Genomic DNA, 13,273 nt, shown 5'->3' on the forward strand with positions numbered 1-13,273 from the left:
GCACGCCCCAGACCACCATACGGAGCTGGATCGACCGTGCGCTCAAATAACAAAGGGCAACTTACGGTCCCAAGCGGCAGCGAGCATCGACAACGTGATCTTGCGTACCTTGAGCATGCTCCGAGTAAAATGCGCTCGCAACAGAATGCTCGCCTCAGCCAGCCTTCCACGGTCGATCAGATTGAACATAGTGGAGTTCTCTTCGTACGTTGCACCGATTCGTCGTAGCTTCAGGAAGTCCAGTCTCCGGACGATTCGGATGCGCGCAGTGACGTCGTTATGAACTCGGGGCATATCTGCGTTGCCCGTTGCCGCAATTAGACCCCGGGTGTCGGGTAGAGACCCACGAGATCGTTGAAGCCGGCGGGAATACCTCCGTAGCCTGCTGTATCCGTGCCGTGCAAACGCGACGATCCCGGCCGCAACCGCGACCGCCGAACCCGAGCTCGATCCACCGGAAATGCGCGCGTCGGATTCGAACTGCCGCACTCCGCCACGGGGCGTGCGCGTGCCGACAAGACCTGTGACGAATTGATCGAGATTCGTCTTTCCGACGAGGATGGCACCTGCGTCGTAAGCGGCTCGCGATGGCCGTCGTAGACGCCCGCAAGGATCGGCATCAAAGTGATGTCCATCATTTTCGAAGTGGTGGACATCATTTTGTCAGAGCCAACACAGAGGCCCGGCAGCCGTAAAGGTCGCCCAAACCATAATCCGGAATTCCGACGTCGCCTGGCGATGGCAGCTTGCGAACCAGGGGTGTCAATCGCCAGATTGGCCCGTGAGAACGGCTTGAACGCGAACCTCGTGTTCACGTGGCGGCGCCGGTATCTGGCGGAACAGCAAGCCGAGGCGGTGCAACTCGTTCCGGTGGCAATCGTGAACGAGGCGTCATCGGTCAATGAACCTCCTGCGCTGCCAGAGCCTGAGACCGTGAGGCCGGCTGTGCCCACTGGTTCAATCGAGGTTCGGATCGGTCGGGCGGTGGTTAAGGTCGACGGTATTGTCGACGCTGAGACGCTTCGAACGGTGTTGAGGAGTCTGCGCTCGTGATTTCTCTGCCAACGGGTACGCGTATCTGGCTTGTCGCGGGCGTCACTGACATGCGCTGCGGCTTCCGTGGCCCGGCTGCCAAGGTGCAAACGGCGCTTGAGGAGAACCCCCTTGGCGGTAACGTCTTCATCTTCCGAGGGCGCCGCGGCGATCTTGTGAAGGTGCTTTGGGCTACTGAGGACGGGCTCTGGCTTCTCGCGAAACGGTTGGAGCGAGGGCGTTTCATCTGGCCGCAGGCCGACGGCGGCAAGATCCATCTGACGAGCGCGCAGTTGTCGATGTTGCTCGAGGGCATCGACTGGCGACAACCACGACGCACCGCCGCACTCTCGATGTTGTAAACCTCGAGGAAGGCTCGTAAACTGCGACGCATGTCCGATCAAGCGCCGCTTCCCGATACTGTCGCCGAGCTCCGTGCCATGGTGCTCGCGCAACAGGCATCGCTGCTTGAGCACCGTGCATCGATTGCGAAGATGGCGGAGGAACTCGCCGCGCGAGATGACGAGATCGAGCGCCTGAAGGCGCAGATCGACAAGCTCAGGCGGATGCACTTCGGGCGCAAGTCCGAACAACTCGCCAAGCAGATCGACAAGCTCGAGGCGCAGCTGGAGGACCTGACGGGCGGCCGTGGTGCTGCCGAGGCGCGTAACCAGCGAGACAGGACACCGAATGCGCCGGCCAGCAAATCGCCTTCGCGAGAACCGCTCCCGCCGCACCTGCCGCGCGAGGAGATCGTACTCGAGCCTGATCCGCTCTGCCCGGTGCGCGACGACCATGCAGCCGCTGGGCGAGGACGTATCCGAACAGCTCGCGCGCGTAGCCGCCGCATTCAAGGTGATCCGCACGATCCGGCGCAAATTGCTTTGCCCCGGCTGCGGCCATATCGAACAACTGCCGATGCCGGGCCTGCCGATCGAGCGCAGCATCGCGCATCCGAGCCTGCTGGCCGATATCGCGGTATCGAAGTTCGCGGATCACCAACCTCTGTATCGCCAGTCGGAGATCGCGGCCCGCGACGGGGTGACGCTCGATCGCGCCAGCATGGGCCGTTGGATCGGCCAGATCGTCGAGCTCTGCATGGTGCTGGTCGAGGCGATCCAGCGCTACGTGCTGGCTGCCGGCAAGCTTCATGGCGACGACACGACGGTTCCCGTCCTCACACCGGGCAACCAGAAGACGACAACCGGCCGATTCTGGGTCTATGTGCGCGACGATCGACGCTCGGGCTCGACGGAGCCTGCGGCAGTCTGGTTCACGTACTCGTCGGACCGCAAGGGTGTTCATCCGCAAACGCACCTCGCCAACTTCAAGGGAATCCTGCAGGCGGATGCCTACGCCGGCTTCGATCAGCTGTACGCAAGCGGCGACGTCTTCGAAGCGGCATGCTGGGATCACGCGAGGAGGTACATATACGACGTTCACGAGCGTACGCCGACTCCGGATACCCAGAAACTGCTCGAGATGATCGGCGAGCTCTACAGCATCGAAGCCGACATTCGCGGCAAACCTCCCGATGAGCGGTTGCGTGTGCGGCAGGAGAAGAGCAAGCCTCTGCTCAACGCGTTCGAATCGACGCTCAGGGCCAAGCTTGCGACGCTGTCGAAGAAGTCTACGCTCACGGGCGCGATCAACTACTCGCTGAACCACTGGGCGGCGCTCACGTTCTACTGCGAGGACGGACGCGCCGAGATCAGCAATGTGCTTGCAGAAAATGCCCTGCGTTGTGTAGCGTTGGGCAGAAAAAACTATTTGTTCGTTGGCTCCGACAGCGGCGGTGAGCGTGCGGCGGCGATGTACAGTCTCATCGGTACGTGCAAACTCAACGAAATCAACCCACGTGCTTACCTCGAATACGTGCTCACTCATATTGCGGACCACAAGGTCAACCGCATCGACGAACTGCTTCCCTGGAACGTGGCCGACAAACTGAAGCCGGCCGCTCCGCCCACGCCCGCCGTTTGACCGGGTAGATCCAGATAGATCGTGTCCACGATCATGGAAACGATCTATCTGGATCTACCCGGACCTCTCCACGCTCTCACATCATGCCCCACGCGCGCGCGAATCGGGGACCGGCCCTGCCGAGCCGCTTACCCTGCGTCGAGCGACCGATCGACAGCAAACGCCGAGGCTCTGGGCGGGTATACGAGAGCATCGCATGTCGCAGTGGTCGCCTTTCGCGCGACGTCAATATTGTCCTCACCGCGAACGATACGCCGAAGAGCGGCATCCGCTCGAAAACGGCAGGGCCAAGGCGCGCGTGAGCTTCTTCGAGGGCGGTAGCACGGCTCCCCAAATCTGCTGCACTAACGCGCGATATCCAGACTTCGGAATGACGGGAGGCGTCAATCCGAGCGCTCAAAGTCTCGGCGACCTTGAGCGGCGTCATGCTCTTGCTTACATAGGCGTCGAGCAGCGCTCGAACGCGGAGTGGAGTGTCGTGAGGCATGAGTCCAATCTTGAATACAAGTTGGAACTCAAGCCAGCAGTAACTGTGCCAGAAAAGGAGTATTAACCTGAAACCCTTGCTGGACAAGCGTTTGAGGGCGGGCGCAGGTAAAGGGTAGGTGTGCGCCTGTGGTCCAGCATGGTTCGCGGTTGGGGGTTCGCGGTTGGCTTGGGTTGGTGCACGTATCCCGTACATCCGTGCATGGCGCGGCGGTGAGTTCTCAGGTAAGGGACGGCGGTGTAGTTCGCTCAGCAACCGCCTTTTGACAGCCATCGGGAGCCAATCATACGAATTTCGGAGGCCAGGCACTGCCATATCAATTTGGCATTGTAAGAATGTTAAATATGTATTTTTAGTATATGTCGGTGAGGTCTACATTTCGAGTCATCAGAAACGTTCCAGAGGGACATGACGATGAAGACAAAAGCACGCCAACCTGTGTCATACCCGTTCGCGTCGGGCATTGGGGCAATAATTAGACAGTTCACGCCGAACTGGTTTGCGATGACGATGGGCAATGGGATCGTGTTTCTGGTGCTCTTCGCGCTGCCAGCGCACTTTGCTGGCCAGAAAGAGTTGGCACACACGTTGTGGGGTCTCGACATCGTTCTCTACGCTACCTTTGCCGCGATGTTTGTTGCCCGCTGGATCTTCTATCCAGAAACGATTCGGCCGATGCTCCACCATCCGCTGCAATCGATGTTCCTTGGCGCAATACCGATGGGGCTTGCGCCGATTATCAACGGCATTGTGCTCTTTGCAGGTCCAAATCTGGGTGACGGCGCCTATGCGGTAGCGTACCCGTTGTGGTGCTTCGACGCAGTGTTGTCTGTCGTGGTCGCGATCGGTGTGCCGTACCTGATGTTCACTGAGCAGAGTCACGCGTTTGAGCGTATGACAGCCGTGCTGCTGCTGCCCATCGTTGCGCCCGAAGTTGCGGCGGCCAGTGCGGCTACCCTTGCCCCACATCTTCCGGCGGAGACGGCGCGCGCAGTAATCGGCGCTGGCTATGTGCTCTGGGCGATTTCGGTGCCGCTCGCGTTCTCGGTGCTTACGCTGGTCTTCTTCCGTCTCGTTATTCACAAGCTGCCGCATCGTGACCTCGGACCGTCGAGCTGGCTGACGCTTGGCCCGATCGGTACCGGCGCACTTGGCCTCCTGACTTTGGGGCAGGCTGCACCGACCGCGTTCGCAGGTACGTCGCTCAGCGCTGCCGCACTGGTTGCACGCGACTTTGGTTTGATTGGTGCACTGCTGCTGTGGGGCGTGGGTCTCTGGTGGCTTGCCACGGCCGTGCTCTTCACTTTGCGCTATCGCCGTGAAGGGTTGCCCTTCAATCTCGGATGGTGGGGTTTCACGTTCCCGCTCGGCGTCTATACCGTGGCGACTATCAACCTTTATCGAGTGACTGGGTTTACCGCTTTCGCTGTAGTTGGCGTGATGTTGGCGATGTTGCTCTTCGGCCTTTGGGGGCTTGTGCTTACGAAGACGCTGCGCGGTCTCGCGCGGGGTGAGCTGTTCCATGCTCCGTGTCTCGTCACAATCACGACGCGTCCAGCAGCGGCCTGAGGCCTCAATTGTCAGATATCTCTGAAGATAGCTCTTGCACAAACCTGCACAACGTGTCACCGTGACCGGCGCTGCCGGCCAGATTGCCTATTCGCTGCTCTTTCGTATAGCGCGCGGCGACTTACTCGGCGTTGACCAGCCGGCCATATTGCAGTTGCTCGAGCTTCCGCAGGCGCTTGACGCGTTACGCGGTGTTGTGATGGAACCTGAGGACTGTGCCTTTCCGCTGCTGCAATCCGTCGAAATCACCGACGACCTCCGCGTGGCTTTCCGTGATTGTGACTACGCATTGCTGGTGCGCTCGCGACCGCGCGGGAAAGGGATGGAGCAACGCGACCTTCTCGCCGCCAATGCAGCAATCTTCCGCAACCAAGGGCAAGCTCTCAATGAGGTCGCGAGTCACCAGGTAAAAGTGCTTGTCGTCGGGAATCCAGTAAATAAAAACGCGTGGATTACCCGCCGTTTCGCGCCTGACCTGCCGCTGACGTTATCCGCAATCGGCCTGAAAACCTCGGCCTTCAGGCCGGGGATGAAAGGCAGGTGTAGACAGCGAAGCAGGAATCGCGTGATTTTCAACGGGGAAACGGCGACGTGCCTATACGGAGAAACAACCGTATTGGCACATGTCCCTCACCACCCGCGTCCTGCGCTTCAGACTCAAAGACAAACACGCAAAGCTGTTGCGTGTACTCGCGCGCGAGGTCACCTGAACGTGACCCTCAAGGTTGAGAAGACGCCCATGCCGGCCACCGGCATGGGCGTGAAGTCGGTTGGGCTTGACCTTGGGTTGAAGGACTTCGCCGGCACCAGCGACGGCCACGTCATAACCCTCGAGAGGCACTACCGTAACCTCGAGAAAGAGGTCGCAAAGGCGCAACGCGCCCGCAAGAGGGCGCGGGTACGTGCGCTTCACGCAAAGATTAAAAACTCACGGAAAGACCAGTTGCACAAGCTTTCCACTGTGCTCGTACAGGAGTACGGCGCCATCTTCGTCGGCAACGTGAACGCTTCGGCACTCGCGAGAACACGGATGGCGAAATCCATGCTCGACGCAGGCTGGAGCCTGTTCCGGACCATGCTGCAGTACAAGTGCGATGACGCAGGCGTGTGGTTCGATGAGGTCGATGAAGCATATTCAACCCAGACTTGTAGTTGCTGTAACAGGCGCACGGGCCCGAGGGGTCTGGAAGGTCTTGGAATAAGGGAATGGGCCTGCTTCGAATGTGGCGCGTATCACCATCGCGACATCAATGCAGCGGACAACATTCTCGCGGCGGGACGTCGCCGTCTAGCTGTAGGAATCCCCGTCCTTCCCGCGCCATGCGCGGCAGCCGCAGGCTGAGGCCGGGGAGGACGTCAACGAGGCACGTGGCGCGTCTTCATCAGCATCCGCGGCGATTGCCGCCCTCGACCAGATGAGGGACTGGGGCAACGGGATGGCCAACAAGTGGGTGTCGATGAGCGTCCCGCCAGATGGCTCGTATTGCATTCCGGAACGCCTCATGTTTCGGGTGCCTGTAATATGCCGAAACGGTGTCTATGAACGCGTGGTCGAGCTCGAAATCGATGACTTTTCCCGTGGCCGCATTGACGCCTCTATTCGGGAACCTCAGGAGGAGGTTGACGCGGTAGTAGCGTTACTTTCATCCGAGCATTGACCGCTTCGCAGCAGAACTTTGGGGTCGTGTGGCGGTGGCTGTGTTCCGGTAGAATTCGGGGCAGCTTCAGGTGGTCTCGATTGCTCTGCAATATCGCTCAAAACGAGCGGCCTGCCAAGCGTGGCTCACCGATCAAGCTTGAGGACGCTGGGCAGTTCAACGTAAGTTGACCATTCTGCACCGTTCAGTAAGTCATACCTCGTCGTCGTGGTAGCAATCGGTGGCCCTCCCCGTCTCGCCGACAAACGTTATCCGAAGCGCTCGGATGAAATGTGCGTCCGCGCGTGTTTGCGGTATTAGGCCGGTTTTGATCTGGATTGGCGGGGACAGCCTGTCGGCCGCGCATACAAGGGACCGCTCGAACATGAACTTTATACATCTGGCTGCCTTCTTCGCGGTCGTCGAAACTGGTAGCGTTACTGCGGCATCGCAGCGCCTGCACATCAGCCAGCCTGCACTGACACGGGAAATCCGCGAGTTGGAGGAGCGCTTCGGTGTTGTGCTATTCGATCGACTGCCACGCGGCATGCAGCCTACTGAAGCCGGCCGGTTACTCGCAGACTACGCAGCGCAGATTTTCTCGCTGGCAAGAAACGCAGAAACAGCGGTCTCCGAGTTCGCCGGCTTATCGCGCGGTCACCTCGCGCTTGCAGCAAGCAGAACAATCGGAGTCTACGTACTACCGCCAATACTCAACGAGTATCGGCAACTATACCCAGGGATTACTGTCGACGCAGCGATCACTAACACCGAAGACGTCGAAGACGCAATGCTTACGCACGAGCGTCAGATTGGTTTGATCGAAGGACCGTATGACACTGCGACGTTCGACGCTGCCTTGATAGGTCGTGACGAGCTAATTGCAGTGGCGAGCGCCACAAATCCGTTGGCCCGCGTTGAGCGACTAACAGCGCAGGCCATTGGCCATGGTGAGCTCGTGATGCGAGAACCGGGCTCGGGTACGCGCGTCGTCATTGAGCAGGCATACGCCGAACGCGGATTTGAGCTGGAGCCCAAACTGTCGGTTGGCAGCCCAGAGGCCATTAAGCGGTTGCTTACGCTTGGTACTGCGGTGGCGTGGATCTCGCGGCATATTGTTGCCGAGGAGCTCGCTGCTGGCACGCTGGTGCAACTGCCTGTACCAGATCTGAAAATCGAGCGTGATTTGAATCTTATCTGGCGCAAGGCGCATGTTCTCAGCCCGAGCGCTCGCGCATTTCGCACGCTAGCTACGCAAACCTTCGAACAAAACATCGACTTTGTGAATGTTGACATAGATCGGTCCGTCAGTAGCGCTCGCCGTAAGAAACGCGAGCGCATCTAAATCATTGCCGTACGGGCGAGCAATATCGTGAACCCTGCGTATCGGAGTGTGGGCTCATTCGCAAACCAGCCAGCTGTGAGTAACAGCCATGCGGCTGCGGCGGCTAGCACCGGCCAGATCCGTCTCGTGCGCCAGGCATCATAGACCGAAATTGACATTGCAACGAGGCAACTGATCGCTGACAAGACGAGCCAGTGAGGTTTTACCGTAGTCGCGGTCAACCACCCGGCATTCACGAGACCCGCGTAGGTACTCCAACAAATTGCGCATTTGGGCGCGAGGAGCTGCAGGACAACAGTCGCGGTATCGCTGCTTACCCGGAGGCGAGACGCGACTCGAGCGTCCGCCTCTTGACAACATCTCGGCGCCTCTGGGCGTCTCCGCCCTGCGACAAGATGAACCCTCTCGTCCATGTTAGCCCGCCTCAATGTCGACCCCGAATGGCGTCGTTTTGACTTGCGTCCGTTGACTCTGCCGAAGTAGCGCGCACACGCATCGATTTTGTCTGTGTAGTCGACTGCCGCAATACTATATCGACACGCATTCGCTTCGAATCGAGCAGTTGCGACAACAACGCGCGAATCAGCTTCTTCGGGCCGACGCTCGGGCGGACACGCTTTGCGCAACAGTATCGTGTTCACCCACGAATAGCCGATACCGAAAACTGATACGAAGAATCCCAGCGACATGCCTGAGATTTCCTCCACCAGTTCATAGTAGATTGCGGCTTACTTTCTCTAGGTACGCGATAAGCACACCACCATTCACTGGCTTGTCGAGAAAGCATAGCGCACCGTTTTCCAGCGCCTCATTGCGCATGGTGTTCGATCCGAACGCACTGATAAAGATGATCGGCAATGGGGAGTTCCTCTCTTTGAGTTTGCGCTGCATTTCAATGCCGTTCATGCCTGACATCTGCACGTCAGAAATTACGCAACCCACATCGCCAAGACAACCCGAGTCAAGAAATGCCTCGGCGGAAGGATACCCGCGGACATCGCATCCCAGCGATCTCAGGAAGTTGCAGGTGGCGAGCCGCACGTTTTCGTCGTCGTCGACGATGGAAACAATCAGGGGAATTTGCAAGCGAATGGCCCTCGTCCAGATTCGAATTTGTGGCGCGGCTCGGGAAACGCCATCCGCTCATGTCGCTATCATAGTCACGTCTGGGTGCCTGCAATACTATATCTCGTGGTGTAGCTAATATATTTAAGTATAAAAAGGAAAGAGGAAGCGGCCGCCCCTGCCCCCCCAACGGGCAGCCGACTCCATTAACAACGTCAATGATGTAGATAGTCTCTGCGCGCGATTGGTGTCACGCGAACCCTCGAGTATTGGAACTCGGGCATCGACTTCACCGCCGCACGCGTGGCGCCAGCCCAAACCAGCTTTCCGTTGACGACGTCGATTTGCGTCATTGGAACTGCAACGTCGTGCTGCGACACACCAATGAATTGATGCGCGGCTATGATCGCGAACGAAACTGCGTCATCCGGTGCGACGATGATGTCGTGAAGCACGCCAACCTTTTCGCCTTGATCGTTATAGACCGGCTTACCGAGAAGACTCTGCTTTGCGCTCCAGCCGTTCACGATAATGGACACCTGTTCCACACTAACACCTATTGGCTGAGCACCAGCCTCCTGGGCCTCCGTGAGAGGTGTGAGCAGGCCGAGCGAGGCGGCGGCGAAGGCTATAACGGCCAATTTGACTATTTTCACAATTTTCTCCTTGGTGTCAATGAAATCTTCGATCTGTCAAATCGATTTCCGCGCAACGTACTGATTGCGATCAATGACCGCCGAGTCTTGCGCTGCTCCCGATATCATTCTCGCATTGTCCGCGCAACCGCGCTTTCGTATTTGCACGCCAAAATGAATCTATCCAGCACGCGCCATTTACTCACCTTCTCGCCCACCTTCAGGAATTCCCGCATTTTTCCGTGCATTTTTAGAAGATCGCGCGTTCAGCTTCGTATAGGATTGGGCTGAGCATGCAAAGAAATCTCCCCTCGCCATCTATACTGCGCACGACGAACATGAATCCGGATGAAGATAACTCGCTTCCCGACCAGAGTTATCACCTGCGATTCCAGCTCCCGCATGCACATCTTTCTTCTGTTTTTGGTGACGATTGGTTTACGCTGAAGGCGGAAGCGTTTGCACGATTTTTTGGCACCCCTTCTTTTCTCGTGGCGCAAACAGTTGTAGTGACAATCTGGATTGCCTTGAACGTTTGGGGCGTTACCCATTTCGACGCTTATCCGTTTGTACTTCTAAATCTCGCGTTCAGTCTGCAGTCTGCCTATGCAGCGCCACTAATCCTGCTTGCGCAAACCCGGCAGGCGGACCGCGACAAGGCGCATGCCGAGGCCGACGCACGCCATCGTGAAGCACTCGCAATCGCGGCGGAGCGACGAGACAAGGCGCTTGCCCGCCAGAACGATCAAATGAACGAGCTCCTGCGGCAAAACACTGAACTCACGAAGCTAACGCGCGACTTGACCGAGCAAATAGCCAAGCTTACGAGTGACGTTCATGAGAAGATCACTCGAGAAAAGCACGCGAAGTCGCAACCGGCAAAAGCCGAAGGTACATTTGGTCCTTGACACTCGGCCCAACCACGCAACCCACTATCGCCCTGACTACACCGTGCAAGCGCGCACAGGTATCCGGCTCGTTCATTGATAAGGATCCGAAAGCTGGGGCACTGCTGCTCTCAGACCGCACGACGAACATGAGCACGCTTCTGCTCATGTTGCCCCTTCTCCACTTTCACGCTTAGGCATGGCTGCCGGCGCCGGTAAGCCGCCAGTACGATTCTCCGCGACAATGAAGGTCCATTTCCCGGCATCAACGGTCTTCGCTTTGGCCCAAAAACCAGTTTCGAGTACCCATCGCCAATCCTGCGGTGCTAGGCGGCTCGCAACGGAAACTCTTCGAAACGCTGACGGCGACGTGGGTGAAGTCTGCCAACCAATTGGGGGTTCAAGCAACAACCGAGGATGGACGGCTGATTGGTCCATTCAACGTTTTGCAGCTGCATCCCGAGGTGTCGGAGAAGCTATCGGATTTCCAGTTCGCCGAATCGACCCATACGATCCTTTCGCCGCAGGTTCGAGAGCTGGTAATCCTCATGGTGGGCGCCGTGTGGGGCGCCCACCATGAGCTCTACGCTCAGAACTCAGTCGGGCGCGAAGCCGGTCTATCCGACCATGCCATCGCGACACTCGCCAAATGGGATATCGCCGGCGAGCTGAATGATCAGGAAATGATCGCGGCGCTACTCACATACGACCTGCTCACCCATCATCGTGTCGACGATGGGTTGCACCGCCGAGCTGAGCAGGCTTTCGGTACCACAGGGTTATTCGACATCACTGCCGTGATGGGCGTGTACCTGACGGTTTGCACGGGGCTCATCCTGTTCGACGTGCCTGTACCTTGCGCAGCGGCCGATCCGAGGAAGTCGTCAGACGCATTGGAACGACCATAATCTCGCAGAAACCGTCCGCCGGGTATTTGGGGACCAGCAGACGCCGGTTCTGCTCAGTGAGCCTTTGGCTACCGCGCCGTGCAGACCTGGTCGCCGGGAAACCCTTCCTTCATGCTTCGTTGATGATGAGCCAGGTAAGTTTGTTCGTCGTGGACTAGCCGACGACCGAACATCATGATGATGTGTATCTCGCAGTGCATGCGGAGGAATAACGGCCCCCGAGAACGCGCCTGAATCTCGCGAATGTGCGCAGATCAGACGCCCCCCATGCCCCTCGATAGCCTGACCGGGTACCTGGCCGTCCTACCGCTGCCGATTGGCGCGGCGTAGCCAGGTCGAATGTCTCTCGCTTAGGGTTTAGCGTCCTGTTTGATCTCGATCTTCCTCGAGGCACCGTGAGACTCCTATTCCCGGGAGATCGACGAATCGCACCTCCTCCCCTGACCGAAGACATACCGTCAGCCAACCACCACCCTAGCGCTTGTGCTCTATGCGCCAACCGGACGGCGTCTCTCCTACCAGCCGTTTAAACACACGAGAAAAGTGCGCTTGATTTTCAAATCCTACGGCGATCGCTATAGGTAGGAGCGCCATATCGGAATGAAGCATCATCTCCTGAGCGCGAGCGATCCTCCGCATCAGGACACATTCATGCGGGCGAAGACCGGTAGCTTGACGAAATTGTGCAGCAAAGTGCATCCGACTAAGCCCCGCTATTTGCGCAAGATCGGTCAGCGAAATCGAGCCGGCTAGATTCGCCTCGATATAGTCAATTACGCGACGTACACGCCAACCGGCGAGCCCCTGACGTCCCTTGGTTGGCACATTGGCTTCCAGTCCTCCCCGCGTACGAAGTAGATGTGAAGCAATTGCGACGCACAACGCCTCCGCAAATACGCGATCCAACCCACAATCGCCCAACTGCTCACGCGCCAAAGTCAACAGCAAACCTTCCAACACCGGATCACGATCGAAGTAGATGCTCCGCAACGCTAATGGTCGAGCAGTAGCATCAAGCTCATCCTGCAGGTCGTAAAGTATCCGATTGGCAAAGAACAAATGCAATGCCTCGGTAGGCGCTCGAAAGATCCCGCGCACAGCCGTCCGCGGGGCTTCCAGGTGGATCGCTCCAGCTGGGGTTACCCCCTCAAATACCTTTCGTCCGTTTGAATAAGCAACAATGTTAGTAGATCGAATTCCAAGTGAAAGCGCGTAGTAATCACCACTCTCCTCCGCGACCCGCTCCCTGGGATCGACGTTGAGATCGGTAAACCGGCTTACCGTGAAGCCGGAATGCTCCCCCGACACCACGGACGGGCAAGCCGGTTGGCGCCAATTCGACTCATCTACGAGCAAACCAGACGCATTGCCTAACAGAAGTCGCGTCCTTTCCGCTGAGGTGCGGCGTTGAGACTGCTCACTCTGATCAAAATCTAGGTCCATCTGCTGCCTCACAATCTAACGGTGGGGGCCGTTCGCACAAGCCGACTTCTGGTCAACAGGCCCCATTCTACCCAAACGACAATCTTTTTCTGTTTGAAACACACCGACGCCATGTCGTCGCCGTGCATTTTCTAAAGTGACGCGACCAACAGCAAAGACCGGCTCGCTTCATAACGCCAAAAATAGGGCGCAGTGGCATTAGCGAGGCTGCAGGTCACACAGCGCTTGTGGCCGGCAAATTCTGTCTAGTGGAAGTGAATAATCAGCTGTTTCGATACCGGC

At 58.0% G+C, this 13,273-nt stretch carries 10 protein-coding genes and 6 pseudogenes; 11 read left to right on the forward strand and 5 right to left on the reverse strand.

The window, feature by feature from the left end; translation table 11 throughout:
- Positions 1 to 42 precede the first annotated feature (42 nt).
- A pseudogene (locus tag E1956_RS42095) lies at positions 43 to 327 on the reverse strand (GntR family transcriptional regulator); the annotation flags it as partial.
- Positions 321 to 573 (reverse strand): annotated as a pseudogene (locus E1956_RS42100) (amidase family protein); the annotation flags it as partial. The pseudogenes E1956_RS42100 and E1956_RS42095, both read right to left, overlap by 7 nt.
- Before the next feature lie 165 nt (positions 574 to 738).
- Between E1956_RS42100 and tnpA the strand changes: the two are divergent.
- The 9 genes and pseudogenes from tnpA to E1956_RS42145 all read left to right on the forward strand — a co-directional run bounded on the left by tnpA (position 739) and on the right by E1956_RS42145 (position 8,053).
- On the forward strand, positions 739 to 1,053 hold the full coding sequence (tnpA, locus tag E1956_RS42105) for an IS66-like element accessory protein TnpA (protein WP_232072174.1): 315 nt from the start codon (positions 739 to 741) through the stop codon (positions 1,051 to 1,053).
- Entirely contained in the window at positions 1,050 to 1,394 is a 345-nt protein-coding gene (tnpB, locus tag E1956_RS42110) for an IS66 family insertion sequence element accessory protein TnpB (protein ID WP_134759364.1), read from the forward strand. The genes tnpA and tnpB overlap by 4 nt, the downstream gene beginning before the upstream one ends.
- 30 nt (positions 1,395 to 1,424) lie before the next feature.
- A pseudogene (tnpC, locus tag E1956_RS42115) lies at positions 1,425 to 3,015 on the forward strand (IS66 family transposase).
- A 196-nt stretch (positions 3,016 to 3,211) separates the two neighbouring features.
- Complete coding sequence (locus tag E1956_RS42120; RefSeq protein ID WP_134759366.1) at positions 3,212 to 3,568, forward strand: hypothetical protein; 357 nt, start codon at positions 3,212 to 3,214, stop codon at positions 3,566 to 3,568.
- A gap of 348 nt (positions 3,569 to 3,916) precedes the next feature.
- On the forward strand, positions 3,917 to 5,071 hold the full coding sequence (locus E1956_RS42125; RefSeq protein ID WP_134759752.1) for a TDT family transporter: 1,155 nt from the start codon (positions 3,917 to 3,919) through the stop codon (positions 5,069 to 5,071).
- A gap of 34 nt (positions 5,072 to 5,105) precedes the next feature.
- A pseudogene (locus E1956_RS42130) lies at positions 5,106 to 5,552 on the forward strand (lactate/malate family dehydrogenase); the annotation flags it as partial.
- 192 nt (positions 5,553 to 5,744) lie between these two features.
- Positions 5,745 to 6,413, forward strand: a pseudogene (locus E1956_RS42135) (RNA-guided endonuclease InsQ/TnpB family protein); the annotation flags it as partial.
- A 10-nt stretch (positions 6,414 to 6,423) separates the two neighbouring features.
- Positions 6,424 to 6,729 (forward strand): annotated as a pseudogene (locus E1956_RS47840) (malate dehydrogenase); the annotation flags it as partial.
- Between the two features lie 364 nt (positions 6,730 to 7,093).
- Entirely contained in the window at positions 7,094 to 8,053 is a 960-nt protein-coding gene (locus E1956_RS42145) for a LysR family transcriptional regulator (RefSeq protein ID WP_134759368.1), read from the forward strand.
- 711 nt (positions 8,054 to 8,764) lie between these two features.
- On the opposite strand, the gene E1956_RS42150 is transcribed toward E1956_RS42145, so the two are convergent.
- Both E1956_RS42150 and E1956_RS42155 read right to left on the reverse strand, forming a co-directional pair.
- Positions 8,765 to 9,139, reverse strand: a complete 375-nt coding sequence (locus tag E1956_RS42150; protein WP_232072281.1) for a response regulator transcription factor — start codon at positions 9,137 to 9,139, stop codon at positions 8,765 to 8,767.
- 194 nt (positions 9,140 to 9,333) lie between these two features.
- On the reverse strand, positions 9,334 to 9,759 hold the full coding sequence (locus tag E1956_RS42155; RefSeq protein ID WP_232072464.1) for a PRC-barrel domain-containing protein: 426 nt from the start codon (positions 9,757 to 9,759) through the stop codon (positions 9,334 to 9,336).
- Between the two features lie 287 nt (positions 9,760 to 10,046).
- Here E1956_RS42155 and E1956_RS42160 point away from each other — a divergent pair, with 287 nt between their 5' ends.
- Together E1956_RS42160 and E1956_RS42165 are read left to right on the forward strand one after the other, a co-directional pair.
- Complete coding sequence (locus E1956_RS42160) at positions 10,047 to 10,661, forward strand: DUF1003 domain-containing protein (protein WP_335930033.1); 615 nt, start codon at positions 10,047 to 10,049, stop codon at positions 10,659 to 10,661.
- Positions 10,662 to 11,014: 353 nt separating this feature from the next.
- Complete coding sequence (locus tag E1956_RS42165; protein WP_197733002.1) at positions 11,015 to 11,548, forward strand: carboxymuconolactone decarboxylase family protein; 534 nt, start codon at positions 11,015 to 11,017, stop codon at positions 11,546 to 11,548.
- A gap of 474 nt (positions 11,549 to 12,022) precedes the next feature.
- Here the strand turns inward: E1956_RS42165 and E1956_RS42170 are convergent, their stop codons facing one another.
- Positions 12,023 to 12,991 carry a helix-turn-helix domain-containing protein gene (locus tag E1956_RS42170; protein ID WP_134759374.1) on the reverse strand — a complete coding sequence of 323 codons (969 nt, stop codon included), beginning with the start codon at positions 12,989 to 12,991 and terminating at the stop codon, positions 12,023 to 12,025.
- Positions 12,992 to 13,273 lie beyond the last annotated feature (282 nt).

The organism is Paraburkholderia pallida, from assembly GCF_004524855.1.
In the GTDB taxonomy this organism is placed as follows: Bacteria; Pseudomonadota; Gammaproteobacteria; order Burkholderiales; family Burkholderiaceae; genus Paraburkholderia; species Paraburkholderia oxyphila.

Coding starts and splice junctions, on each gene's coding strand:
- E1956_RS42170 (WP_134759374.1), bottom strand. CDS start 12,991: ATGGACCTAGATTTTGATCAGAGTGAGCAGTCTCAACGCCGCACCTCA.
- E1956_RS42125 (WP_134759752.1), top strand. CDS start 3,917: ATGAAGACAAAAGCACGCCAACCTGTGTCATACCCGTTCGCGTCGGGC.
- E1956_RS42145 (WP_134759368.1), top strand. CDS start 7,094: ATGAACTTTATACATCTGGCTGCCTTCTTCGCGGTCGTCGAAACTGGT.
- E1956_RS42160 (WP_335930033.1), top strand. CDS start 10,047: ATGCAAAGAAATCTCCCCTCGCCATCTATACTGCGCACGACGAACATG.
- tnpA (WP_232072174.1), top strand. CDS start 739: ATGGCAGCTTGCGAACCAGGGGTGTCAATCGCCAGATTGGCCCGTGAG.
- E1956_RS42120 (WP_134759366.1), top strand. CDS start 3,212: ATGTCGCAGTGGTCGCCTTTCGCGCGACGTCAATATTGTCCTCACCGC.